Genomic DNA, 24,063 nt, shown 5'->3' on the forward strand with positions numbered 1-24,063 from the left:
ACACCTGTTCACCTGATCAGGGCGAGCTCGATCATCCCGGCTTAACATCCGCTTCATCCGCAACGCCGGGAGGATGTCATGTCGAGTGAACCGCCACCGCGGCGGTGGAACCCGTGGAACCTGTTGCTGCTGGTCCCGCTGCTGATGTTGATCACGCCGTGGTACAACTTCGACGGGCCCCGGGTCTTCGGCCTGCCGTTCTTCTACTGGTACCAGTTCCTGTTCGTGCCGGTCGGCGTCATCTGCGTCGGGATCGTCTACGCCAAGAGCCGGGGTGAGCGCAGATGACCACCTCCCAGATCGTGCAGCTCGTCGTCTTCCTCGTGCTGTTCGTGCTGGTCGCCGTGATGGGCTTCATGGCGTCGCGGTGGCAGGCCGGCAGCACCCTGGATCACCTGGACGAGTGGGGACTCGGCGGCCGCAAGTTCGGCTCCTGGATCACCTGGTTCCTGGTCGGCGGCGACCTGTACACCGCGTACACCTTTGTCGCCGTGCCCGCGCTGATCTTCGGCGCCGGCGCGCTCGGCTTCTACGCGCTGCCCTACACCGTCGTGCTGTACCCGATCGTCTTCCTGCCGCTGCAGCGGATGTGGTCGGTGTCCCGCATGCACGGCTACGTCACGCCCGCCGACTTCGTGCGCGGCCGCTACGGCTCCTCGCTGCTGGCGCTGCTGATCGCCATCACCGGCATCGTCGCCACCATGCCGTACATCGCGCTGCAGCTGGTCGGTCTGGAGTCGGTGCTGCGGACCATGGGCGTCAACGGCAGCGGCCTGCTCGGCCACCTGCCGCTGTTCATCGCCTTCGTCATCCTGGCGGTCTACACCTACCAGTCCGGTCTGCGCGCTCCGGCGCTCATCGCGTTCGTCAAGGACGCGCTGATCTACCTGGTGATCATCGTTGCCGTGGTCTACCTGCCGTCCAAGCTCGGCGGCTGGGGCCACATCTTCGACCAGGCCTCGACGGCGCTGGCCAAGACCAACCCGACCACCGGCAAGCCCTTCGGCTCCACGCTGCTCGGCCCGACCAACCAGCTGCAGTACGCCACCCTGGCCCTCGGCTCGGCGCTGGCGCTGTTCCTGTACCCGCACTCGGTCACCGGCATCCTGGCGTCCAAGAGCCGGACAGTGATCAAGAAGAACATGGTGGCGCTGCCGGCGTACTCGCTGGTGCTGGGTCTGCTCGCGCTGCTGGGCTACGTCGCGCTGGTCTCCGGGGCCAAGCCGATCGTCAACCAGGCCACCGGCAAGCCGGACTCCAACACCATCGTGCCGGTGCTGTTCGGCCAGCAGTTCCCGGCCTGGTTCGCCGGCATCGCCTTCGCCGCCATCGGCATCGGCGCTCTGGTGCCCGCCGCGATCATGTCCATCGCCGCGGCCAACCTGTGGACCCGCAACATCTACAAGGAGTACTTCCACCGCAACGCCACCGCCAAGCAGGAGGCCACCCAGGCCAAGCTCGCCTCGCTGGTGGTGAAGTTCGGCGCGGTCGCCTTCGTGCTGTTCGTCGACCCGCAGTTCTCCATCGACCTGCAGCTGATCGGCGGCGTGATCATCCTGCAGACGCTGCCCGCGGTGGCCATCGCCCTGTACACCCGGTGGCTGCACCGCTGGGGCCTGGTCGCCGGCTGGATCGTCGGCATGGGCTGGGGCCTGTACCTGCTCTACACCATCCCCAACCCGGCCAACGGCCACGCCCACTTCGGCGGCTCGGCGCTGGCCACCGGCAACATCTCGCTGTTCGGCTGGCACCCCTTCGCCGGCTCGACCGTGCAGATCTACGTCGGCGCGGTGGCCCTGGTGGCCAACCTGGTCGTCGCGGTGATCGTGACGCTGATCGCCCGCCAGGCCAAGTGGTTCAACGGCCTCGACCAGACCAACACCGCGGACTACGACGCCGACGAGGGCAACCCGAAGCTGAAGGAGATCGCCCTCGGGTAGGTCCTCACAGCAGCACGAGCGCGGCGGCTCCGATCAGTCCGGAGTCGTCGCGTTCTGCTTTCACGACCCGGAGCCCGCGCAGGAACGACAGGCCGGCGTGCACGTCGAGGGTGCGCCGGATGGGGTCGAACAGCAGGTTGCCGGCGCGGGCGATGCCGCCGCCGATGACCGCCAGGTCCAGGTCGCAGACGGCGGCGGCTGCGGCGATGGCCAGGCCGACGGCCCGGCCGGCGCGCTCGAATGCCGCTGCCGCAACGGAATCGCCGGCGCGGGCGGAGCGCTCCAGCTCAATGGCGTCGGCGCCGGACCAGCCCTGTTCACGGGCCCACCGCACCATGTTCGGCCCGCCGGCGACGGTCTCGACGCAGCCCCGGCCACCGCAGGTGCACGGCCAGCCGTCGGGCTCGGCGACGACGTGCCCGATGTGCCCGGCGTTGCCGGTCCGCCCGCCGAACGGCTTGCCGTCCAGCACGAGGCCGCCGCCGACGCCGGTGGACACCACCATGCCGATCATGAACCGGCTGCCCCGGCCGGCCCCGAGCCAGTGCTCGCCGAGGGCGATGCACAACCCGTCGCCGGCCAGCGCGACGGGCACGCCGGGCAGCAGGGACTGCACCCGGTCGCGCAGCGGGAAGGCCTGCCAGCCGTTGATGTTGATCGGGCTGACGGTGCCGGCGTCGGTGTCGACGGGCCCGGCGGAGCCGATGCCGACGGCGCTCGGCGTGGTGCCGTCCAGCACCTCGGCCACCAGGTCGGCGACGGCCTGCCAGGCCAGCTCGGCGTCATGCGCGGGGGTGGGCCGGACGGCGCGGCGCAGCACGGCCCCGCGCGAGTCGACGAGCCCAGCGGCGATCTTGGTGCCGCCCACGTCGAGCGCCAGCACGTGGTCGGTCACCGGAGTTCCTCCCTAGGCCTTGACTGCTCCCGCCATGCTAAAGCCGCCGCCCAGCCACCGGGACACCACCAGATACAGGGCCAGCACCGGCGCGGTGTACAGGATCGAATACGCCGCCAGTTGCCCGTAGGCGACGAGCCCGTTCTGGCCGAAGAACGAGAAGATACCCACCGAGGCCGGCATCTTGTCCGGGTCGAGCAGCAGCACGAACGGCACGAAGAAGTTGCCCCAGGCCGTGATGAACGTGAAGATCCCGACCACGGCCACGCCCGGCGCCATCAGCGGCAGCACGATCGAGCGCAGCGCCTGCAGCGACGACGCGCCGTCCACCCAGGCCGCCTCCTCCAGGCTCACCGGAATGCCGTCCATGAAGTTCTTGCACATCCAGATGGCCATCGGAAGTGCCGTGGCGGCAAGGAAGACCGTCGTCCCCCACAGCGAGTCCACCAGGGACAGCCGGACGAACAGGCCGTACACCGGCACCATGATCGCGGTCACCGGCAGGCCGGTGGTGAACAGGATCGTGTACAGGAAAGGTCGCCGGAACCGCAGCTGGAAGCGGGACAGCGGATACGCCGCCAGCACGGCCGCCACCACCGCGATGATCGCCGTGCCGGCGCTGATCAGCAGGCCGTTCACCAGCGGCCGGCCGCCCACCTGCCAGTTCAGGATCTGGCCGAAGTTGCCCAGGGTGGCCTCCCCCGGCACCTTCGCGGCCAGCCCGCCGTGCGTGTCGAACGACGCCGTCACCAGCCACAGCAGCGGCGCCACGAACAGCACGGCGACGACGAGCAGCACCAGGTTGACCACCAAGCGGGGCCCGCGCATTCAGACCTCCGCCTTCAGGCTGCGGATGTAGACCAGGGAGAAGACCGCGCCGAGCACCAGCAGTACCAGCGCGATCGCCGTGCCGTAGCCGATCTGCCCGAACTTGAACGCCTGCTCGTACATCAGCAGCGGCAGCGTGCGGGTCTTGTTGTCCGGGCCGCCCGCGGTCAGCACGTAGATCAGCCCGAACACGCCGAGCGTCTGCAACGTGATCAGCATCAGGTTGGTGACCACGGTCCGGCGGATCACCGGCAGCACCACGTGCCAGAACCGCCGCACCGGCCCGGCGCCGTCGACCTGCGCCGCCTCGACCAGGTCGCTGGGCACCTCGCTCAGCGCCGCCTGGTACACGAGCATCGAGAAGGCCGTGCCGCGCCAGATGTTGGCCAGCACAACGGCCAGCATCGGCGCGGTGTAGAGCCAGTTCTGGCTCAGTCCGAACCAGCCGAGCACCTCGTTCAGCGTGCCCTGCGCGTTGAGGAAGGCGTAGATGGCAAACGCCGCAACGACTTCCGGCAGCACCCAGGCCGCGACCACGACGGTGCCGACGATGCCGCGCAGCAGCTTTCCGCGATGCTGCAGGAAAACCGCCAGCAGGATGCCGAGACCGTTCTGCCCGACGACGGCCGACAGCACCACGAAGACCACCGTCAGCCACAGCGACGAGGCCACGTCCGGGCTGGTGAACGCCGTGGTGAAGTTGTCGAGGCCGACGAACTTCGGCCGCCGGGCCGCGATCCCGCTCAGCGCGGAGTTGGTGAACGCCGCGTAGAAGCACCACAGGATCGGGCCGGCGACGAACAGTCCCAACAGGACGATCGACGGGGCGAGCGGCGGCAGCCACACCCCGAGCCGGGGGGAGCGCCTCAACCGGTCTTCACCTTGTCCGAGCCGACCGCCTTGGCCACGTCCTGGGCCCACTGCTGCGCGGCCTTGGCCGGATCGCCGCCGTTGACCACCGAGTCACCGGCCACGTCCATCGCGTTGGAGACCTGCGGGTACTCGGGCAGCGTCGGCCGGTACCGGGTGAACGACACCAGGCTGCTCCAGAACGGCTCGGTCGGGTCCTTCTCGGCCAGCCGCGGGTCGGCCTTGACGTCTTCGCGCACCGGCAGCCACGAGCAGGCCACGTCGATCGACGCCGAGTTCTCCTTGTTCAGCGCGGTCTGGATGAACTTCACGGACGCGTCGGCGTTGCCGGTGGATGCGCCGACCGCGAGGGTCCAACCGCCGGACAGCGTCACCTTGCCGGGCGCCTGGCCGTTCTGCGTGGGGAAGGTGGTGGTGCCCAGAGTCTTGGACCACTCCGGCCACGGCGCGACGCCGCCGGGCTCCCAGTACCGGGCGTACCAGCCGCCGTCCATCATGAAGCCGATCTTGCCCTGGGACATCAGCAGCGGCATCTGGGTCTGCGCCCACTGCGTGTCCTCGGCCTGCGCCGCCGTCTGCGCCAGGTGCTCGTTCATCACCGTCCGCACGTAGCCGAGCGCGTCCTCGAAGCCCTTGCTGGGGGCGACCCACTTGCCGGCCTTCTCGTCGAACAGGTCCTTGGTCGGCGTGCCGTACAGCAGCATCTCCAGCGACTGCATGGACATCGCCTCGGCCGCGGGCTTGCCCAGCGGCATGTACATCGGCTCGACGTCCGGCTGGGTCTGCTTGATCTTGCGGGCCGCGTCGAGGACGTCGTTCCAGGTCTTGGGCTGCCAGTCGGTCGGCAGGCCCGCCTTGGCGAAGATGTCCTTGTTGAACCACAGGCCGCGGGAGTCGGTGCCCATCGGCACGGCGTAGGTCTTGCCGTCCACCGCCTTGCCGGCCTGCTTGGTGGTGGGGATGAACTGGCTGTTCCAGTCCGGCCACTTGGCCAGGTAGTCGTCGATCGGCAGCAGGTAGCCGGCGGCGGCGTCCGCGTTGACGTTGAAGCTGTCCTCGAACAGCACGTCCGGCGCGGTCGACGGGGACCGCTGCATCAGCTGCACCTTGGCCAGGTAGTCGCTGTCCAGACTGGACACCGGGGTCAGCTGGGCGGTGATGCCGGGATTGGCCGCCTCGAACTCCTTCTTCACCGCCTTCATGAAGGTGTCCATCTGCGGGAAGTCGCTGTAGTTGCGGTAGACGATCTTGATTGTCTTGGCGTCGCCGCTCGCCGAGTCCCCGCCGCCGCAGGCGGCCAGCGGCAGGGTCAGCGCGGCGACGGCCAGTCCCGCGGCGATGGTGCGTGCCCGCATGGGCGCCTCCCCTTGGTCGACTGCGACGTGGACCACAACAGGGGGCGACCGTAAATCCGGTGATCGAACAAAGTCAACGCACGGTCGCCAGTTGGCCGCCGTTCGTGACAAGAACGGACATTGTCACGGGTTGTCACCGGTCGGGTTGAGCACGCGGGCCAGGAACGTCCGGGTCCGCTCCTGCGTCGGCGCGCCGATGACCTGCTCCGGCGGGCCCTGCTCGACGACAACGCCGCCGTCCATGAACAGCACCGTGTCCGCGACCTCGCGGGCGAACTGCATCTCGTGCGTCACCACGAGCATCGTCATGCCCTCATCGGCCAGCGCCCGCATCACACCCAGCACGTCGCCGACCAGCTCCGGGTCCAAGGCGGACGTCGGCTCGTCGAACAGCATCACCTGCGGATCCATGGACAGCGCCCGGGCGATCGCCGCCCGCTGCTGCTGGCCGCCGGACAGCTGCGACGGCATCGACCGCTCGCGGCCGGCCAGGCCCACCTTCTCCAGGTTCCGCTTGGCGACCCGCTCGGCCTCCTCCCGGTTGCGCCCCAACACCTTGCGCTGCGCGATGGTCAGGTTGTCCAGCACGGTGAGGTGGTTGAACAGGTTGAAGCTCTGGAACACCATGCCCAGCCGGCGGCGGGCCTTGTCGATGTCCACGTCCGGGTCGGTCAGCTCGGTGCCGTCGACCACGACCTTGCCGGAATCGGGCTGCTCCAACAGGTTCACGCAGCGCAGCAGCGTCGACTTGCCCGAGCCGGACGGGCCGATGATGCACACCACGTCGCCGCGGTCGACGGTCAGGTCGATGCCGCGCAACACCTCAAGCGAGCCGAAGGCCTTGTGCAGCCCGGAAATCTCGATGACGCTCATGACAGAACCTCAAGCCTCGCTTCGACGCCGGCCGCGTTCACGAACCCGCTCACGACATGACCTCCAGGCCCTGCTTCGACTCGCCGCTCGTGCGCCGCTCCAGGTACCGCGACAGGTACGACAGCGGGATCGTGATGATCAGGTAGCACAGGCCGGCGACGATCAGCGGCGTCATCGACTGCACGGTGTTCATCGCGTCCCGGCCGAACTTGGTCAGCTCGTACTCGGTTCCGGTCAGGCCGAGCAGGTAGATCAGCGAGGAGTCCTTGGCCAGGAGGATCAGCTCGTTGGTCAGCGGCGGCAGCACGATCCGGAACGCCTGCGGGATCACGATCGACACCATCGCGCGGGTCTGCGACATGCCCAGTGACCGGGCCGCCTCCAGCTGCCCCTTCGGCACGGCCTGGATGCCGGCGCGGATCGTCTCCGCCATGTACGCGGCGCCGACGAGGCCGAGCGCCACGATCACCGTGCTCAGGGTGGTGAACCGGATGTGGAACGCGATCGGCACACCGAAGCCGAAGGCCAGGAACACCAGCAGCGCCGGCACGCCACGGAAGAATTCGATGTAGACGGTCGCGATCCAGCGGTACGGCGGCACCGACGACAACCGCATCAGCGCCAGGATCAGGCCGAGGACCAACCCGAACGCGAAGCCCAGCACCGTGTACTTGATGGTGTTGACCAGCGCCACGGACAGCACGTCCGGGAACAGCTGGCGGGCCGCGTCCAGGTCGAAGAAGCCGCGCTGGATGTCGCGCCAGTTCGCGGCGAAGGCGAGCACCAGGACGACGACCACCAGCACGCCGTACTGCGTGCCGCGGATCGCCGTCCGGCGCTGCCGACGGGTCAGCGCCACGGGTCAGCCCTTGGTCGTGGTGGTCGGGGTCGCCGACGTCGAGTCGCCCGGCTGCCACGACGGCCGCTTGCCGAACCACTTCTGGTACGCCGACGCGTAGGTGCCGTCCGTGGCCGAGGCCTTGATCGCGTCGTTGAGCACCTTCAGCAGCGCCGAGTTGCCCTTGCGCACGCCGAATCCGTACTGCTCGTTGGTGTTGAACTCGGCGCTGACCTGCGTGTCCGGGTTCTTCTTGGCGTAGTCGTAGAGGATGCCGTTGTCGTTGATGGACGCGTCCACCTGGCCGGTCTTGACCGCCGCTTCCAGCAGCGCCGAGTCCTCGAAGGCCACCGCGGTGATGACGCCGCCGTTCTTGGCGTTCCAGCCCTTGATGTAGGCCTCGCCGGTGGTGTCCGACTGCACGCCGACCTTCTTGCCGGCCAGCGACTCCAGCGTCTTGTAGTCGTTGCCGGTCTTGGTCAGCAGCGCCTGCGTCGCCTGGAAGTACGGGATGGTGAAGTCGAAGTTCTTGGCCCGGGTCTCGTTGATGGTGATCGCGCCCGCGACCACGTCGCACTGGTTGGAGTTGAGGTCCGCGCCGGACTTGATGCCGTCGAACGGCGTGTCGATCACCTGCTGCGGCACGTTCAGCTTCTTGGCCGCGAAGTCGACCACGTCCACGTCGAAGCCGACGACCTTGTCGCCGTCCTTGTACTGGAACGGCACGTACGGCAGGTGCGCGCAGGTGAGCAGCTTGCCGGACTGGACGAGCTGCACCCCGTCCGTGCCGGGGCCGGACGTGGACGTCGACTCGACGCAGCCGCCGGCGACGAGCGCGACGGCGACCGCCGGGATCACGGTCCACACCTTCAGGCGGGTCACAGGGCTCTCCCTCGTCCGGAGTACTGGTGATCGGCAATCCTGCCACCGGACGGGCCCGCTGCCCACTTGACCGGACGCGCGACCACCATCCGGAATACCGTCGGGCCCATGAGGGGACTAGCGATACTCGCCGCTGCCGGCCTGTTACTGGGCGGAGCGGCCACCGCGCAGGCAGCGCCCGCCGCCGTCGCGCACGAGCAGTTCACATTCCAGTTCGGCGACGTCGCCGGCGGCGGCCAGCTGGACTACCCGACCAACGTCGCGCACGCGCCGGTGGTGGTGCTCATCCCCGGCTCCGGCCCGGAGAACCGCGACGCCAACGTCCTCGGCAAGTCGCACATCTTCGCCGACATCTCGAACGCGCTGACCGCCCGCGGCTTCGCCGTGATGCGCTACGACAAGCGGTACGTCAACGCCGACGGCACAGTCGACCAGAGCTTCTTCACCAAGCTGGACCTGCCGAAGATGCTCGACGACGCCGGTACCGTGCTCGCCGCCGCCGAGGCCGACCAGCACGTCGACCCGCACCGGGTGTTCCTGTACGGCTGGAGCGAGGGCAGCACCGTCGCCGCCGCGCTGGCCGTGAAGCACCCGGAGTTGGCCGGCGTCGCGTTCCAGGGCCCGGTGACCGAGGGCTGGCGGGACCTGTTCACCGACCAGGCGACCCGGGTCGCCCGGCCGTACCTGCGGACCTTCGGCTCCCAGCTGGCGCCGGCCGACCTGCGGCGGGCCGCCACCGGTGGCGGCGGGCTGGTCGCCACGGAGTACATCGGCTTCGTGGCGCCCGGGTCGTACCAGGGCGACTTCACCGTCAGCCCGACCTTCGACGCCAACGGCGACGGCAAGCTGGACGTGGACACCGAGTTCCTGCCCGGCCTGCAGAAGACGTTCGACGCCCAGTTCCAGCCGGGCGGTGTCTTCCAGATCTACGCCCCGGACCGGGCGCTGCCGTCCGTGCTGGACCAGGCTCGGGCGCTGGCGAAGTTCCCGACGCTGGTCCTGCAGGGCGGGCGGGACGCGAATGTGCCGCCGACCGGGGCGTTCCGGCTGAACGCTGCCCTCCACGGCGGCGACCACTCGCTGCGCTTCTACCCGACGCTGGGCCACTCGCTGGGCCGGACGCCGTCGCTGCTGGCCGACGACTTCCAGCCCATCGACCAGCAGCCGCTGAACGACCTGGCCTGCTGGCTGTCAGAGCACCTTCGCCAGAAATGACCTGGTCCGCTCGTGCTGCGGATCGGCGATCACGTCCCGTGGCGCGCCCTGCTCCACCACGACACCGCCGTCCATGAACACGAGCGAGTCGCCGACCTCGCGCGCGAAGCCCATCTCGTGCGTGACCACCACCATGGTCATGCCGTCGGCGGCGAGCTGGCGCATCACCGCCAGCACGTCGCCGACGAGCTCCGGGTCCAGCGCCGAGGTCGGCTCGTCGAACAGCATCAACTTCGGCCGCATCGCCAGCGCCCGGGCGATCGCCACCCGCTGCTGCTGGCCGCCGGAGAGCTGGTTGGGGTAGGCGCTCGCCTTCTCCGCCAGGCCCACCTGGGCCAGCAGCTGCATCGCGTGCTCCCGGGCCTGCGCCTTCGGCTCCCGCTTGACCTGGACCGGCGCCTCCATCACGTTCTCCACCGCCGTCATGTGCGGGAACAGGTTGAAGCGCTGGAACACCATGCCGATCTCGCGGCGCTTGCGGGCCACGTCCCGGTCGTGCAGCTCGTAGAGCTTGTCGCCCTTCTGCGTGTAGCCGACCAGCTCGCCGTCCACCCACAGCCGGCCCGCGTTGATCTTCTCCAGGTGGTTGACGCAGCGCAGCAGCGTGGACTTGCCCGAGCCGGACGGGCCGATCACGCACATCACCTCGCCCGGCCGCACCTGCAGGTCGATGCCCCTGAGCACCTCGGTGCGGCCGAAGCTCTTGTGGACCCCCTCGGCCTTGACCATCAGATCGGTCACGGTGCCACCTTCACCTTCGGCCACTGGTCACCGTCCCCCGCGCGAAGTGCTTCTCGATCCAGCTCTGGATCACCGTCAGCACCGAGGTCAGCAGCAGGTACCAGAGCGCCGCCACGATCAGCAGCGGGATGGTCTGGAAGTTGCGCGAGTAGATCTGCTGCACGGCCGTCATCAGCTCGAAGTACGCGATCACCACCACCAGCGACGTCGTCTTCAGCATGGAGATCGTCTCGTTGCCGGTCGGCGGGATGATCACCCGCATCGCCTGCGGCAGCACGATCCGGCGCAGGATCTTCGCCCGGGTCATGCCCAGCGCCTCGGCCGCCTCGGTCTGCCCGTGGTCCACCGACAGCAGGCCGCCGCGCACGATCTCCGCCATGTAGGCCGCCTCGTTCAGGCCGAGGCCGAGCAGGGCCGCGGTGAACGGGGCGATCAGCGAGTTGGTGTCCACGCTGACGAACGTCGGCCCGAACGGGATGCCCAGGCCCAGCCGGGGATACAGCGCCGCGAGGTAGAACCAGAACAGCAGCTGCGTGATCACCGGCGTGCCCCGGAACAGCCAGATGTAGGCCGCCGCCGCCCACGACAGCAGCGGGTTCGCCGACAATCGCATCACCGCGAGCAGGATCCCGCCGGCCACGCCGATCGCCATCGACAACACGGTGAGGATCAGCGTGTTCTTCAGCCCGTTGAGAATGCTGGACGTGGTCAGGTACTTGCCGACCACCTCCCAGTGGAAGTTCTCGTTGGTGACCAGGCTGTGCGCCAGCATCGCGGCGAGCACGAGGATGACCGCGCCGGCCAGCCACCGACCGGGGTGGCGGACCGGCACGGCCTGAATCGGGTTCGACACCGTCGCGGCCTCAGCTGGAGGTCTGCGGGTTCAGCTCGGACTTGGTGATCGCGCCCGATCCGACGCCCCACTTGTCCAGGATCTTCTTGTACGTGCCGTCGTCCATCATGGCCTGCACCGCGCCCTGGACCGCCTTGGCGAAGTCGCCCTTGTTCTTGGCCACGCCGATGCCGTAGGGCGCGTTGGCGTAGGAGTTGCCGACCTTCTCCAGCTGCCCGTTGGTCTGCTTGAGCGCGTAGTCCACCACCGGCGAGTCGGCCAGCATCGCGTCCGCGCGCTTGGAGGTCAGCGCCAGCGCCACGTCCGTCTGCGCCTGGAACTCGGAGATGGTGATCGCCAGCTTGCCGCCCTGGGTGCAGGCGGCCGAGCGGGCCGCCAGGTCGTCGGACTGGGTGGTGCCCTTCTGCACCGCCACGGTGTGGCCGCACAGGGTGTCCAGGCTCAGGCTGCCCGGGTTGCCCTTGAGCACGGCCATCGAGGTGCCGGCGGTGAAGTAGCTGACCATGTCCACGGTCTGCAAGCGCTCGGTGTTCACGCTGAACGAGGACATCGCCAGTTCGAACTTGCCGGCCGACAGGCCGGCGAGGATGCCGTCGAAGCTCGCCGCCTGGAACTCCGCGGTCAGGCCCAGCTCCTGGGCGATCGCGCCGCCCAGGTCGATGTCCATGCCCACGGTCTTGTTGTTGTCGTCCACGAACTCGTTCGGCGCGTACGTGGTGTCGGTGCCGATGACCAGCTTGCCGTCCTTGGCGACGTCCGCCGGCACCATCGCCGCCAGCGTCGCGTTCTTGCTCGGCCCGGTGACGGCGGTGGTCGAGGAGCCGGCGCTGCCGGTGTCACCGCTGCCGTTGCCGGTCGCGCCGCATCCGGCGGCGAGCAGCAGCACGATGGGCAGGGCCAGCACGGCTCTCGCTGCGGGTCTGGACAAGGCGGCCTCCGCTCATTGTCGGTTTTGCCGCATCCTGTCACCCGATCGAGTTAGTTCCTAGAGGTTCAATGGTTACGTTTTGTCACGACCTGTCGCCCAAGTGGCGGAAAAGTTACCTACCGTGATGTCTGGGTGTGGCCAGCAGCCGGGCGACCAGGGCGGTCCAGCCGGTCTGGTGGGTGGCGCCGAGGCCCTCCCCGGTGTCGCCGTCGAAGTACTCGCTGAAGGTGATGTGCGGCCGCCACAGCGGTGAGTCGGTGGCCTCGATGCGCTTGCCGTCGCAGGGACGGCTGCCGTCGGCGGTGGGCAGGAAGATGCTGACCAGGCGGCGGGCCAGCTCGTCGGCGGCCTGGCCGGCGGTGACGGCGTGCCCGCTGCCGGTGGGCAGGTCCACATGGAACTGGCCGTCGTGGAAGTCGTCGACCTGGCGCAGCGCCTCCACCAGCAGCGCGTTGGTGGGGAACCAGATCGGCCCGCGCCAGTTGGAGTTGCCGCCGAACATCGGCGTCATCGACTCGCCCGGCTCGTAGCCGATCATGTGGGCCTGGCCGGCGAACTGCACGTCGACGCCGTCCCGGTGGGCCGCGGACAGCGAGCGGATGCCGTGCGGGGACAGGAACTCCGACTCGTCGAACATTCGGGACAGCACCCGGCCGAGCTTCTTGGCGTCCAGCAGCGCGAGACTGGCCCGGCGCTCGTCGCCGACCTGCTGCCAGGTGATGAACTGGGCGAACTCGGGCTGCTTGCGCAGGAGGTAGTCCAGCCGGCTGGTGAACCCGTGCAGCTCGGCGAACACCCATGGCTCCAGCACGGCCTGCGCCAGCACCGGCATCAGCCCGACCATGGACCGCACCCGGACCGGCTCGGACTCGATGCTGCCGTCCGGCCGCCGCCGCGACACCAGGTCGTAGCAGAAGCCGTCCTCCTCGTCCCACAGTCCGCGGGTGGTCGACCCGAACTGGTTGAAGGCCCGTGCGATGTAGAGGAAGTGCTCGACGAACTTGGTGGCGACGTCCTCGTAGGACTCGTCCTCGCGGGCCAGCTCCAGCGCGATCTGTAGCAGGTGCAGGCTGAACGCGGCCATCCACGACGTGGCGTCGGACTGCTCCAGCCGCCAGTCGCCCAGCATCGGCGCGGACCGGTTGACCGGGCCGATGTTGTCCATGCCGAGGAAGCCGCCCTCGAACAGGTCGCTGCCGTCGGCGTCCTTGCGGTTGACCCACCACGCGAAGTTCAGCAGCAGCTTGTGGAAGATCTTGGACAGGAACTTGCGGTCCGGCACCGCCTCGGCCCGGTACACCTGCAGCGCCGCCCAGGCGTGCACCGGCGGGTTGGCGTCGCCGAAGTCCCATTCGTAGGCCGGCAGCTGGCCGTTGGGATGCATCATCCACTCACGGCAGAGCAACAGCAGCTGCTCCTTGGCGAAGGCCGGGTCCACCAGCGCGAACGGCACCGCCTGGAAGGCCAGGTCCCAGGCCGCGAACCAGGGGTACTCCCACTCGTCCGGCATGGAGATGACGTCGGCGACGTCGAAGTGCCGCCAGTGCACGTTGCGGGCGCCGATGCCGCGGCGCAGGTCCGGGGCCGGCGGCTGGGCCGGGTCGCCGGCCAGCCAGTCCCGCACCTTGAACCGGTAGTGCTGCTTGGTCCACATCAGACCGGCCAGCGACCGCCGCAGCACCTGCTTGCGGTCGGCGTCCAGCTCCGGCGCGATGCTCTCGTGGAACTCGTCGGCCTCGCGCTTGCGGTCCTGCACCGTGGCGTGGAAGGTCGCGCCGAACGGGTCGACGTGGCCGTTGCCGGCGATCAGCCGCAGCCGGACGATCACCGTCTCGCCGGGGGCGACGGAGTCGAAGCGGTACCAGGCGGCCGCCTTCGTGCCCGGCCGGGACGCGCTGCCGTCGTTGATCACCTGACAGGTGCCGGTCGCGCCGCGGACCACGTGCGCGTCGATGCCGCACTTGGTGTACCTGGTCTCGTTGCTCTCGCTGCCGAACAACTCCACGTCGTTGGTCTCGTTGTCCGTCACCAGAAGCGTCGGCGCGCCGTCCATGTGCAGCGTGTACCGGCCCAGCGACGAGTGCTCCGCGACCACCGCGCACCGGCCGTGCACCCGGATCGCCTCCAGCGCCGGCCGCCGGGCGTCCCGGCCCCACGCCCACGTGTTGCGAAACCACAACTGCGGCAACAGATGCAGCGGCGCCGCCTCCGGCCCCTGGTTCGTCGCCGAGATCTCCACGCAGATGTCGTACGGGGCCGCCTTCGCGTAGGTCGTCACCACGTCGAAGAAGCGGTCCTCCGCCAGCACTCCCGTGTCCGCGAGCTCCGGCTCCCGCCCCTGCCGTCCCGCGGCCGCCGCCATCTCACGGAGCTTCTGGTACGGGTACTCCGCCTGCGGGTAGCGGTAGAGCACGCTCATCCAGGAGTGCGTCGGCGTGCCGTCCTGGATCCACCAGTGCTCCTTGACGTCCTCGCCGTGGTTGCCCTCCTCGTTGGCCAGGCCGAACCACCGTTCCTTGAGGATCGGGTCCTTGCCGTTCCACAGCGCGAGGGCCAGGTTGAGGAAGCCGTGCCGGTCGCAGATGCCGGAGATGCCGTCCTCGCCCCACCGGTAGGCGCGGGAGCGGGCGTGATCGAACGGGAAGAACGACCAGGCGTCCCCGCTGGCCGAGTAGTCCTCGCGAACCGTGCCCCACTGCCGGCCGGACAGGTACGGACCCCAGTGCCGCCAGGGGGCGTCCATCTCGTTCGACTCGGCCAGCCGCGCCCACTCGATCTGCTCGCTCACCCCTCCAGTGTGGGGCACGCCAACTGGCACTCGGCGGGTTGTCCGCCCGGCGTCTCCGCACGTCCCGCCGATATGCCGCGCCGACGCACGAATATTCCGCTCGACATGCGGAATCACACGCGCCGACGCTTCGTCAAGTCACCCCGAGGTCAGCCACGCGGTCCCGTCCAGCGGTAGCGCCGGTTGGGGCTCCGAAGCGCTCCCTCCTCGGCGACGAGACGGTCGTGGGTGCCGCACAGTGCGACACCCACGAGTCAGGTCAGTGCCTTGCGTGCGCGTCGAGCACCTTGGCGATGGCCGCGGTGATCTTCTTGGCGTAGTCGATGTGCAGCGACTCGTCCGGCACGTGGGCGTTGCTGCCCGGGCCGAGCGCGCCGGTGGCGACGAACTGGGCGTCCGGGTAGATGCCGTTGAGCAGCCCCATGAACGGGATGGAGCCGCCGACGCCCAGGGTCCGCCACGGGCCGCCGAAGATCTCCTGGCCGGCGGCGTCCAGCGACTCCCGCAGCCACGGCGCGAGCTCGGGGGCGTTCCACCCGTCGGCGTGCTCCAGCCGGGTCAGCTCCACGTGCGCGCCGTAGGGGACGTCGGTGGTCAGCGCCTTGGTGACGGCGTCCATGGCGGCGGCGGAGTCGGCGGTCGGCGGCAGCCGGAAGCTGAGCACGAGGGTGGTGAACGGCCGCAGCACGTTGCCGGCGTCGGCCGGCATGGGCAGCCCGTCGGCGCCGATGACGGACAGCGTGGGGCCCCAGGTGTTGTTCAGCACCTGCTCGACCTCGTCGCCGGTGACCGGGGCGACGCCGGCGGCGAACGGGATGCCGGCGCTGGCGAAGCCGGGCGCGGTGGCGACGCTCTCGCGGATCTCGGACTGCCGCCCGGCGGGCACGTCGACGTGCATCTCGGCGATCTTGACCCGGCCGGTGGCCGAGTCCTCGATCCGGTCCAGCAGCTGCCGCATGACCCGGAACGAGCTGGGCACGATGCCGCTGGCCATGCCGGAGTGCTGGCCGAACTCCAGCACCTTGACGGTCACGGTCGCCTGCACCATGCCGCGCAGCGACGTGGTCAGCCACATCCGCTCGTAGTCGGCGGCGCCGGAGTCGAGGCACACGACGAGGGTCACCCGGCCGAGGCGGTCGGTCAGGTGCCGGACGTACGCCTCCAGGTCGGGGCTGCCGGACTCCTCGCAGGCCTCCAGCATGATCACGCACCGGCCGTGCGCACCGCCGTTGGCCCGCAGCGCCTCGATCGCGGCGATTGCGGCGTAACCGGCGTAGCCGTCGTCGGCGGCGCCCCGCCCGTACAGCCGGCCGTCCCTGATCACGGGCGTCCACGCGTCGAGGCCGTCGGCCCAGCCGCCGACCGGCGGCTGCTTGTCCAGGTGGCCGTAGAGCAGCGCGGTGCCGGCGTCCTCGTGGCCGGGCATGGCGGGGACGTCGACCAGCAGCAGCGGGGTGCGCTCGGGCAGCTGGACGATCTCGAGCTCCACGCCGGGCAGGCCGCGGTCGGCGATCCAGGCCTCGACGTGCGCGACGCCGGCGGCGAGGTGGCCGTTGGCGGCCCAGTCCGGGTCGAAAGCGGGCGACACGGCGGGGATCGCGACGAACTCGGACAGGCTGGGCAGGACGGCGTCGTCCCACAGCCCGTTGACGGTGTTGAACAGTGCTGTTGGCTCCACCGGGCCGATACTAGGAGGCGGAACGGCCGATCGGCTCGGAGTGGCGGCGGCCGGTGCTCGGCGCGTGCGGCATGACCCGCACCTCGTAGGTCTCGCACTCGTGGCAGCCGGAGCACACGCACTTGCGGCGCTCCAACGTGGCCGAGTCCGTCTGCGTCACCGCGATCGTGGTGTAGCTGTGTTCCCCTTGCTTGCAACCGCACTCGGTGACCGCGGAGATCAGGGTGGTCGGGAAGTCGCGCTTCTGGAACGGGTACTCACTGCCGTCGATGAGGCGCGTGAGGTTGGTGATGATCGGCATTGGCGGGCCCTTCGGCAGGTCTGGCTGCGCGGGTTGCACCCCTCGCACTCGCCGGCTGCCTCCCCAGGTTCCGACGATTCCCCCAAGATCACTATAGCGATGCCCGCCGACACGGTGGGCGACGAGTACTGGGCCGGTGTCGGCGGGTACTGCGGGACCCACTCCGGTTAGCCTGGGCCGGTCAGGTGTTTCCGCAGTTCACAGTGGTGCAGGTGGTCACGCTTGGTTGACTTTGGTGTGGTGACGCTCACCGGTTCGAGTGAGCGCGTGTCAGGATGGAAGGGAGTTCCGTCAGTGTCGACGGACCACCGTTTCACCCCACCGGGTCGGCGGTGGCCGGCGACGAAGCCGGATCCGGTCCGCCACAAGCGGCCGGTCGGCGTCGTAGACGAGGAGAAGGCGCAATGTCGTCCCCAGAACGATGGTCGCAACCGCAGCCGTCGGGAGCCCCGGCCGCTACCGCGGCAGCACCCACGGCGGAGCAGGTGATCGCGGGGTTGCGGGCCACCAGCGAAGGTGGCGCGGAGCTGGTCCAGCTGCTCACCCCCGAGGGTGAGCGCGTCGACCACCCGGACTTCCACATCGACATCACGCCCGACGAGCTGCGCGGCCTGTACCGGGACATGGTCCTGGTCCGCCGCGCCGACCGGGAGGCCAACGCGCTGCAGCGGCAGGGCCAGCTGGGCCTGTGGGTGCCGCTGCTGGGCCAGGAGGCCGCGCAGATCGGCGCCGGCCGGGCGCTGCGGCCGACCGACATGGCCTTCCCCAGCTACCGCGAGCACGGCGTGGCCTGGTGCCGCGGGGTGCACCCGAACGAGATCGTGGGCATGTTCCGCGGCGTCGACCACGGCGCGTGGGACCCGGTGGCCAAGCGGTTCCACCCCTACACGATCGTGATCGGCAACCAGTGCCTCAACGCGGCCGGCTACGCCATGGGCCAGCGCTTCGACGGCAAGGTCGGCGACGACAACGGGGAGGCCACCATGGTCTTCTTCGGTGACGGCGCGACCAGCCAGGGCGACGTGCACGAGGCGTTCGTGTGGGCCTCGGTCTACGACGCGCCGCTGGTGTTCTTCTGCCAGAACAACCAGTGGGCCATCTCCGAGCCGACCGAGCGGCAGAGCCGGCTCCCGCTGTACCAGCGCGCCCGCGGCTACGGCTTCCCCGGCATCCGGGTGGACGGCAACGACGTGCTGGCCACGCTGGCGGTCGCCCGCTGGGCGCTGGACGAGTGCCGGCACGGCAACGGCCCGGTGCTGATCGAGGCCTTCACGTACCGGATGGACTCGCACACCACCTCCGACGACGCCACCCGCTACCGCCTCTCCACCGAGGTCGAAGAGTGGAAGCTGAAGGACCCGATCGAGCGGGTCAAGGCGCACCTGAGCCGCAACGGCTTCGCCGACCACGACTTCTTCGACGGCGTGCAGGCCGAGGCCGACGAGCTGGCCGCGGTGCTGCGCGAGCACTGCGTCTCCCTGCCGGAGCCGCCGCCGAGCCGGATGTTCGACAACGTCTACGCCGAACCCAGCCCCGCGCTGCAGGCCCAGCAGGCCGAATACGAGACCTACCTCGCCGGGTTCGCCGGAGGTGAGCACTGATGGCCGCGCCGACCATGCACCGCTCGACCGACACGCCGTCGGCCGCGCCGCAGACGATCACCATGATCAAGGGCCTGAACCAGGCCCTGCGCACCTCGATGGAGCGCGACCCCAAGGTCATCGTGATGGGCGAGGACGTCGGCAAGCTCGGCGGCGTCTTCCGCGTCACCGACGGCCTGCAGAAGGACTTCGGCGAGCAGCGCGTGCTGGACACGCCGCTGGCCGAGTCCGGCATCATCGGCACCGCCATCGGCCTGGCCATCCGCGGCTACCGGCCGGTCTGCGAGATCCAGTTCGACGGCTTCATCTTCCCCGGCTTCGACCAGATCGTCAGCCAGCTGGCCAAGCTGCACTACCGGACCCAGGGCCGGATCAAGCTGCCGATCGTGGTGCGGGTGCCCTTCGGCGGCGGCATCGGAGCGGTGGAACACCACTCCGAGTCGCCGGAGTCGTACTTCGCGCACACCGCCGGCCTCAAGGTGGTCGCCTGCTCCAACCCGGTCGACGCGTACTGGATGCTGCGCCAGGCCATCGAGTGCGACGACCCGGTGCTGTTCTTCGAGCCCAAGCGCCGCTACCACGAGAAGGCCGAACTCGACCTGTCGGTCGCCCCGCAGCCGCTGTTCAGCTCGCGGGTGCTGCGCAAGGGGTCCACCGCGACCATCGCCACCTACGGGCCGATGGTCCGCACCAGCATGGACGCGGCCATCGCCGGCGCCGAGGACGGCCTCGACCTCGAGGTCATCGACATGCGCTCGCTCTCCCCGCTCGACCTGGGCCCGGTCTACGAGTCGGTGCGCCGCACCGGCCGGCTGATCGTGGTCAGCGAGGCGCCGGGCGAGTCGTCGATCGCGGCCGAGATCGCCACCAAGGTCCAGCAGGAGTGCTTCTACTCGCTGGAGGCGCCCGTGCTGCGGGTGACCGGCTTCGACACCCCGTACCCGCCGGCCAAGCTCGAGGAGAACTTCCTCCCCGACCTGGACCGGGTGCTGGCCGCCGTCGACCGTTCACTCGCCTGGTAAGGGGGACCTCACAGCCATGCCGCAGTTCAAGCACTTCCCCCTGCCCGACGTCGGCGAGGGGCTGGTCGAGGCGGAGATCCTCACCTGGCACGTCAAGCCGGGCGACACGGTCACCGTCAACCAGATCATCGTGGAGATCGAGACCGCCAAGGCCGCGGTCGAGCTGCCCTGCCCGTTCGCCGGCGTGGTCACCGAGCTGCTGGTCGAGCCGGGCAAGACGGTCGACGTCGGCACGCCGATCATCGTCATCGACACCGATCCGAACGGGGAGGCCGCACCGACCAACGGCGCGGTCGAGCCGGAGCGGGTGCCCAACCTCGTCGGCTACGGCGTCAAGGCGGTCACCGCCAAGCGCCGCGCCCGGGTCGGAGCCCCCGCCGCTGTGCCGGCGTCGGCCGCCGTCTCAGCGGCGGTCGAGCCGACGACGGTCGTGCCGGCTCCGGTGATCGCGCCCGAGCCCGAGCCGGTGGCCCCCGCCGGCGGTTACGTGCCGCTGGCCAAGCCCCCGGTCCGCAAGCTGGCCAAGGACCTGGGCATCGACCTCGCCGCGCTGGCCGGCAGCGGTCCCGGCGGCGTGATCACCCGCGAGGACGTGGAGCAGGCCGCCACCCCGGCGGCCGCGCCGGTTGCCGTCGCCTCTCGCGGTGAGCGCCGGGTTCCGGTCAAGGGTGTACGCAAGGCGACCGCCCAGGCCATGGTCGAAAGCGCCTTCACGGCGCCGCACGTCACGGAGTTCCTGACCATCGACGTGACGCCGATGATGGAGCTGCGGGCGAAGCTCAAGGACAGCCCGGAGTTCCGGGGCGTCAAGCTGACCCCGCTCGCGTTCGCGGCCAAGGCGGTGTGCCTCGCGGTGCGCCGCACGCCGGACGTGAACGCGACCTGGGACGCCGCCGCCAACGAGATCGTCTACAAGGACTACGTGCACCTGGGCATCGCGGCCGCCACGCCGCGCGGCCTGGTCGTGCCCAAGGTCCGCGACGCCGACCAGCTGTCGCTGCGTGGCCTCGCCGAGGCGTTGGAGCAGCTCACCGCCACCGCGCGGGACGGCAAGACCACGCCGGCGGACATGCTGAACGGCACCATCACCATCACCAACGTCGGCGTGTTCGGCGTCGACACCGGCACGCCGATCATCAACCCCGGTGAGTCCGCGATCCTGGCCTTCGGCGCGATCCGGGACATGCCGTGGGTGGTGGACGGCCAGGTGGTGCCGCGCAAGGTGTGCCAGCTGGCGCTGAGCTTCGACCACCGGGTGGTCGACGGCCAGCAGGGCTCGCAGTTCCTGGCCGACGTCGGCGCGCTGCTGGCCGACCCGGCGGTGGCGATCACGTACTGATCCGAGGCCGGCTCCCGTTCACAGGTCTGAACCACTTCCGACCTGGGCCGCGTAAGCGCTCTCACGAGGACGCTACGGAACGGGAGCCGGCTTCATGATCAATAGGAGGATGTTCCTCGGCGGCGCGGCGGCGGTGGCCGCCGCCGTGCCGGTCGGAGTCGCGGTGTCGTCGTGGACCGGGAACGCCAGGGCGGCCGCCCCCGGCGGGCTCACCTTGTCCGCCGTGAACCGGACCGGAGTGCACGCCGACAGCGAGTTGACGATGTACGTCGTCGGCACCGATCCGGCCGGCAACCAGGCGTTCGTCCGCCCCGACGGCAGCCTCCAGGCGGTGTCCGCCGCGCTCAACGGCCCCGACGGCTTCGCCGACCTGAGCATTCCGTTCGGCACCACGCTCACCCTGCCCAAGATGTCCGGCCGGGTGTACTTCGCCGCCGGCGCCAAGCTGCCGTTCAAGGTCGTCGACGGCGGCGGCCGGCCGGCGCTGCAGTTCCCCGCCGGCTGGGTGTCGGGCGATCCCAGCTTCGGCGTGCTGCACGACTGGATCGAGTTCACGTTCAACGACGCCGGCATGTTCTGCAACACCACGATGGTGGACATGTTCAGCATGCCGCTGGCGATCCGGCTGACCGGCAAGGCGAACCAGACCACGGGCACCCTCGCGGCCGGCGGGCGGGCGGCGATCCTCAAGGCGCTGTCGGCCGATCCCGTGTTCGGCAAGCTGGTCGTGGCCAACGGGCAGCGGGTGATGGCCCCCGGGCACGGCATCGAGGCCGGCCTGTTCCCCGCCGACTTCTTCGACGACTTCGTCGACCAGGTGTGGACCAAGTACTCGACCACGAACCTGGTGGTGAAGACCGACACCGCCACCTTCACCGGCCGCGTCTCCGGCGACGTGCTCCGGTTCGACAACGGCGTCGCGCCGATCAAGCGCCCGTCGACCAGAGACGTGCTGTTCTGCGACGGCGCACTGGCCGCCCCCAACGACGGCGTCACCGGCCCGGTCGCCGCCATCGTCGCCGCCGGCCTGAACCGCGGGACGCTGCTGGCCGACGCCAACCAGCCGGCGACCGACCCGAAGTCCTTCTACGCCAACGCGAAGCCGCACCTGTATGCGAAGGTGATGCACGACAACAGCGTCGACGGGCACGCCTACGGGTTCGCCTTCGACGACGTGGCCGACTTCGCCGCGTTCGTCCAGGACCCCGCGCCCACGGCCATGACGGTGACGTTGACACCGTTCTAGGGCGCGTGGAGCCGGCAGGGGCGGAATACGGCCGCCCCTGCCGGTCTTGGTCAGGCCACCTCCAGGCTGAACCGCTGCCCGGCGTCATCGATCGCCAGGATGCGGACCCGGACGCTCTCGCCGTCGGCCACGGTCTTGACCTGCGGCAGCAGGCCGTCGAAGCCGTCGACCCGCACGAACGCGCCGAACGGCAGCACCTTGCTCACCGTGCCGTCGACAACGTCGCCGACCGCGTGGCCGGCCAGGAATTCGTTCCAGTTCTCGGACATTCGCCACTCACCTCCTCTCCGACGCGCGTGTCCCGAAGTGGACGAATGCGCGTGGAGGCGGGCCACGGGCCCGCGAGGCGGTCAAACCGTGGCCGGGTACCCGATCCGCTCGTGGCTCAAGGCCGACCCGGCAGTCACGACGGCGAGGATAGCCGTAAATGCGTTGACCCTCCAGTGGGTGGAGACTTCACCGTTGTGGGCGTGAACGGGGACGGCGACCTCTACGGGATCGGGGAACTGGCCAGGCTGACCGGCCTGTCCGTGCGGACCATCCGCTTCTACTCCGACTCCGGTCTGCTGCCCCCGACCGAACGCACCCACGCCGGCTACCGGATGTACGACATCCACGCGCTGACACGGCTGAAGTTCGTTCGCACGCTGCGTGAGCTCGGCGTCGACCTGCCGACCGTGCAACGGGTGCTCGCCCGTGAGCTGAGCATTCCCGAGCTGGCGGCCGAACACGCCGAGGCGCTCGACGTCCAGATCAGGACGCTGCGGCTGCGACGGTCCGTGCTCAGGGCGGTGGCCAAGCGCGGGTCGAGCCCGAAGGAGCTGGAGATGGTGCACGAACTCGCGAAGATGACCGAGGAGGAGCGGCAGGCGATCCTGGACGACTTCTGGGCGGAGGTCGACGAGGGCCTGCCCGAGGCCGAGAACGCCGCCTGGATGCGCAGGGTGCGCGCCGACCTGCCCGACGATCCCACGCCCGAGCAGGTCGCCGCGTGGATCGAGTTCGTCGAGCTGGTGCGGGACCCCGGCTTCCGGGCCAAGATCCGCACCATGGCCGTCGAGAACGCCCGCATGCTCGAGGAGGGCACCGACGCCAAGGTCATGTCCGACGCCTGGGGCACCGCCATGGAGCAGGCCCTGACCAAGGTCACCGCGGCCATGGCCGCCGGCGAGACCCCCGAGTCCGAGACCGGCCGGCGCATCGTCACGGAGATGCGGGCCTCGGTGGCTCAGGCCCTCGGCCGCGAGCACGACGCCGACTTCGACGAGTGGCTCGTCCGACTCAACGACACCTTCGGCGACGACCGGGCCGAGCGGTACTGGAACCTGCTCGGCACGATCAACGGCTGGCCCGAGTACCCGAGCCCCAAGCCGGCCCGGGACTGGCTGACCGCGGCGACCCGGAACTGTCAGGGGTAGCTGGCAGGGTCGAAGCCATGGCGACATGGCAGCAGTTCGAACAGGAGGCTCCGGAGCTGGCCGCCGAGGTGCGGCGGGTGCTGACGGCGCAGGTGAGCCACGTGCTCGCCACCGTGCGCCGGGACGGTTCGCCGCGGGTCAGTGGCACCGAGGTCGCGTTCAGCGGTGCCGAGCTCACCATCGGTTCCATGCTCGGCGCCATGAAGGCGCGGGATCTGCTGCGGGACGACAGGTTCGCGCTGCACTCGTGTCCCGGTCCCGACGGCGACGCCAAGCTGTCCGGCGTCGCCGTCGCGGATACGAACGTCGAGGACCACCACTCGTTCCGTTTGGACCTCCGCCAAGCCGTGTTCACCGGGATCGGGGACGACCGCAAGCACCTGCTGATCCAGGTGTGGAGGCCGGGGCGGGAGGTGGAGCGAATCAAGCGCTACTGAGTGCGTCGTGGTCGT

23 protein-coding genes are annotated in these 24,063 nt (G+C 69.7%); 9 read left to right on the forward strand and 14 right to left on the reverse strand.

Features of this window, described 5'->3' with window-relative positions; genetic code table 11:
- Positions 1 to 78: 78 nt before the first annotated feature.
- Entirely contained in the window at positions 79 to 288 is a 210-nt protein-coding gene (locus tag BJ998_RS19625) for a DUF3311 domain-containing protein (RefSeq protein ID WP_184863683.1), read from the forward strand.
- Positions 285 to 1,940, forward strand: a complete 1,656-nt coding sequence (gene mctP, locus BJ998_RS19630) for a monocarboxylate uptake permease MctP (RefSeq protein WP_184863686.1) — start codon at positions 285 to 287, stop codon at positions 1,938 to 1,940. Before BJ998_RS19625 ends, mctP begins: the two co-directional genes overlap by 4 nt.
- A 4-nt stretch (positions 1,941 to 1,944) precedes the next feature.
- On the opposite strand, the gene BJ998_RS19635 is transcribed toward mctP, so the two are convergent.
- The 7 genes from BJ998_RS19635 to BJ998_RS19665 form a co-directional block, all read right to left on the reverse strand.
- On the reverse strand, positions 1,945 to 2,835 hold the full coding sequence (locus BJ998_RS19635) for an ROK family protein (RefSeq protein WP_184863688.1): 891 nt from the start codon (positions 2,833 to 2,835) through the stop codon (positions 1,945 to 1,947).
- A gap of 12 nt (positions 2,836 to 2,847) precedes the next feature.
- Positions 2,848 to 3,663, reverse strand: coding sequence for a carbohydrate ABC transporter permease (locus BJ998_RS19640; RefSeq protein WP_184863690.1), 816 nt, complete (start codon positions 3,661 to 3,663; stop codon positions 2,848 to 2,850).
- A complete protein-coding gene (locus tag BJ998_RS19645; protein WP_221338068.1) occupies positions 3,664 to 4,533 on the reverse strand; it encodes a carbohydrate ABC transporter permease in 870 nt (289 codons plus the stop codon). It abuts the gene before it with no gap.
- Positions 4,530 to 5,888: an extracellular solute-binding protein gene (locus tag BJ998_RS19650; protein WP_184863693.1), complete on the reverse strand. Its 1,359-nt coding sequence runs from the start codon at positions 5,886 to 5,888 to the stop codon at positions 4,530 to 4,532. The genes BJ998_RS19645 and BJ998_RS19650 overlap by 4 nt, the downstream gene beginning before the upstream one ends.
- A gap of 123 nt (positions 5,889 to 6,011) precedes the next feature.
- Positions 6,012 to 6,761: an amino acid ABC transporter ATP-binding protein gene (locus BJ998_RS19655; RefSeq protein WP_184863695.1), complete on the reverse strand. Its 750-nt coding sequence runs from the start codon at positions 6,759 to 6,761 to the stop codon at positions 6,012 to 6,014.
- A gap of 49 nt (positions 6,762 to 6,810) precedes the next feature.
- Positions 6,811 to 7,620, reverse strand: a complete 810-nt coding sequence (locus tag BJ998_RS19660) for an amino acid ABC transporter permease (RefSeq protein WP_184863697.1) — start codon at positions 7,618 to 7,620, stop codon at positions 6,811 to 6,813.
- A gap of 3 nt (positions 7,621 to 7,623) precedes the next feature.
- Positions 7,624 to 8,481 carry an ABC transporter substrate-binding protein gene (locus tag BJ998_RS19665; RefSeq protein ID WP_312890217.1) on the reverse strand — a complete coding sequence of 286 codons (858 nt, stop codon included), beginning with the start codon at positions 8,479 to 8,481 and terminating at the stop codon, positions 7,624 to 7,626.
- A 108-nt stretch (positions 8,482 to 8,589) separates the two neighbouring features.
- On the opposite strand from BJ998_RS19665, the gene BJ998_RS19670 reads away from it, so the two are divergent.
- Entirely contained in the window at positions 8,590 to 9,696 is a 1,107-nt protein-coding gene (locus BJ998_RS19670) for an alpha/beta hydrolase family protein (protein WP_184863699.1), read from the forward strand.
- On the opposite strand, the gene BJ998_RS19675 is transcribed toward BJ998_RS19670, so the two are convergent.
- From BJ998_RS19675 to BJ998_RS19700, 6 genes are all read right to left on the reverse strand, one after another.
- On the reverse strand, positions 9,673 to 10,425 hold the full coding sequence (locus tag BJ998_RS19675) for an amino acid ABC transporter ATP-binding protein (protein ID WP_184868791.1): 753 nt from the start codon (positions 10,423 to 10,425) through the stop codon (positions 9,673 to 9,675). The two genes, BJ998_RS19670 and BJ998_RS19675, sit on opposite strands and share 24 nt — an antisense overlap.
- Before the next feature lie 22 nt (positions 10,426 to 10,447).
- Positions 10,448 to 11,290: an amino acid ABC transporter permease gene (locus tag BJ998_RS19680; protein ID WP_312890218.1), complete on the reverse strand. Its 843-nt coding sequence runs from the start codon at positions 11,288 to 11,290 to the stop codon at positions 10,448 to 10,450.
- 10 nt (positions 11,291 to 11,300) lie between these two features.
- On the reverse strand, positions 11,301 to 12,218 hold the full coding sequence (locus tag BJ998_RS19685) for an ABC transporter substrate-binding protein (protein WP_246488623.1): 918 nt from the start codon (positions 12,216 to 12,218) through the stop codon (positions 11,301 to 11,303).
- Positions 12,219 to 12,330: 112 nt separating this feature from the next.
- Positions 12,331 to 15,006, reverse strand: a complete 2,676-nt coding sequence (locus tag BJ998_RS19690) for an MGH1-like glycoside hydrolase domain-containing protein (RefSeq protein ID WP_312890219.1) — start codon at positions 15,004 to 15,006, stop codon at positions 12,331 to 12,333.
- 259 nt (positions 15,007 to 15,265) lie between these two features.
- Positions 15,266 to 16,693 (reverse strand): M20/M25/M40 family metallo-hydrolase, encoded by a 1,428-nt coding sequence (locus tag BJ998_RS19695; protein WP_184868793.1) that lies wholly within the window; start codon positions 16,691 to 16,693, stop codon positions 15,266 to 15,268.
- 1 nt (position 16,694) lies between these two features.
- Positions 16,695 to 16,985, reverse strand: a complete 291-nt coding sequence (locus tag BJ998_RS19700; protein WP_184863703.1) for a hypothetical protein — start codon at positions 16,983 to 16,985, stop codon at positions 16,695 to 16,697.
- A 404-nt stretch (positions 16,986 to 17,389) separates the two neighbouring features.
- Between BJ998_RS19700 and pdhA the strand changes: the two genes are divergently transcribed.
- The 4 genes from pdhA to BJ998_RS19720 all read left to right on the forward strand — a co-directional run bounded on the left by pdhA (position 17,390) and on the right by BJ998_RS19720 (position 22,193).
- Positions 17,390 to 18,586, forward strand: a complete 1,197-nt coding sequence (gene pdhA / locus BJ998_RS19705; RefSeq protein WP_184863705.1) for a pyruvate dehydrogenase (acetyl-transferring) E1 component subunit alpha — start codon at positions 17,390 to 17,392, stop codon at positions 18,584 to 18,586.
- Positions 18,586 to 19,608 (forward strand): alpha-ketoacid dehydrogenase subunit beta, encoded by a 1,023-nt coding sequence (locus tag BJ998_RS19710; protein WP_184863707.1) that lies wholly within the window; start codon positions 18,586 to 18,588, stop codon positions 19,606 to 19,608. Before pdhA ends, BJ998_RS19710 begins: the two co-directional genes overlap by 1 nt.
- 16 nt (positions 19,609 to 19,624) lie before the next feature.
- Positions 19,625 to 20,947 carry a dihydrolipoamide acetyltransferase family protein gene (locus BJ998_RS19715; RefSeq protein ID WP_184863708.1) on the forward strand — a complete coding sequence of 441 codons (1,323 nt, stop codon included), beginning with the start codon at positions 19,625 to 19,627 and terminating at the stop codon, positions 20,945 to 20,947.
- Positions 20,948 to 21,041: 94 nt separating this feature from the next.
- Positions 21,042 to 22,193 carry a beta-1,3-glucanase family protein gene (locus BJ998_RS19720; RefSeq protein WP_184863710.1) on the forward strand — a complete coding sequence of 384 codons (1,152 nt, stop codon included), beginning with the start codon at positions 21,042 to 21,044 and terminating at the stop codon, positions 22,191 to 22,193.
- Between the two features lie 50 nt (positions 22,194 to 22,243).
- Here the strand turns inward: BJ998_RS19720 and BJ998_RS19725 are convergent, their stop codons facing one another.
- Positions 22,244 to 22,462: a S1 RNA-binding domain-containing protein gene (locus BJ998_RS19725; protein WP_184863712.1), complete on the reverse strand. Its 219-nt coding sequence runs from the start codon at positions 22,460 to 22,462 to the stop codon at positions 22,244 to 22,246.
- A gap of 201 nt (positions 22,463 to 22,663) precedes the next feature.
- Here BJ998_RS19725 and BJ998_RS19730 point away from each other — a divergent pair, with 201 nt between their 5' ends.
- Together BJ998_RS19730 and BJ998_RS19735 are read left to right on the forward strand one after the other, a co-directional pair.
- Positions 22,664 to 23,611 (forward strand): helix-turn-helix domain-containing protein, encoded by a 948-nt coding sequence (locus BJ998_RS19730; protein WP_312890220.1) that lies wholly within the window; start codon positions 22,664 to 22,666, stop codon positions 23,609 to 23,611.
- 17 nt (positions 23,612 to 23,628) lie between these two features.
- Positions 23,629 to 24,048 carry a pyridoxamine 5'-phosphate oxidase family protein gene (locus BJ998_RS19735; protein ID WP_184863716.1) on the forward strand — a complete coding sequence of 140 codons (420 nt, stop codon included), beginning with the start codon at positions 23,629 to 23,631 and terminating at the stop codon, positions 24,046 to 24,048.
- Positions 24,049 to 24,063: the final 15 nt, after the last annotated feature.

It is taken from the genome of Kutzneria kofuensis (assembly GCF_014203355.1).
GTDB lineage: Bacteria > Actinomycetota > Actinomycetes > Mycobacteriales > Pseudonocardiaceae > Kutzneria > Kutzneria kofuensis.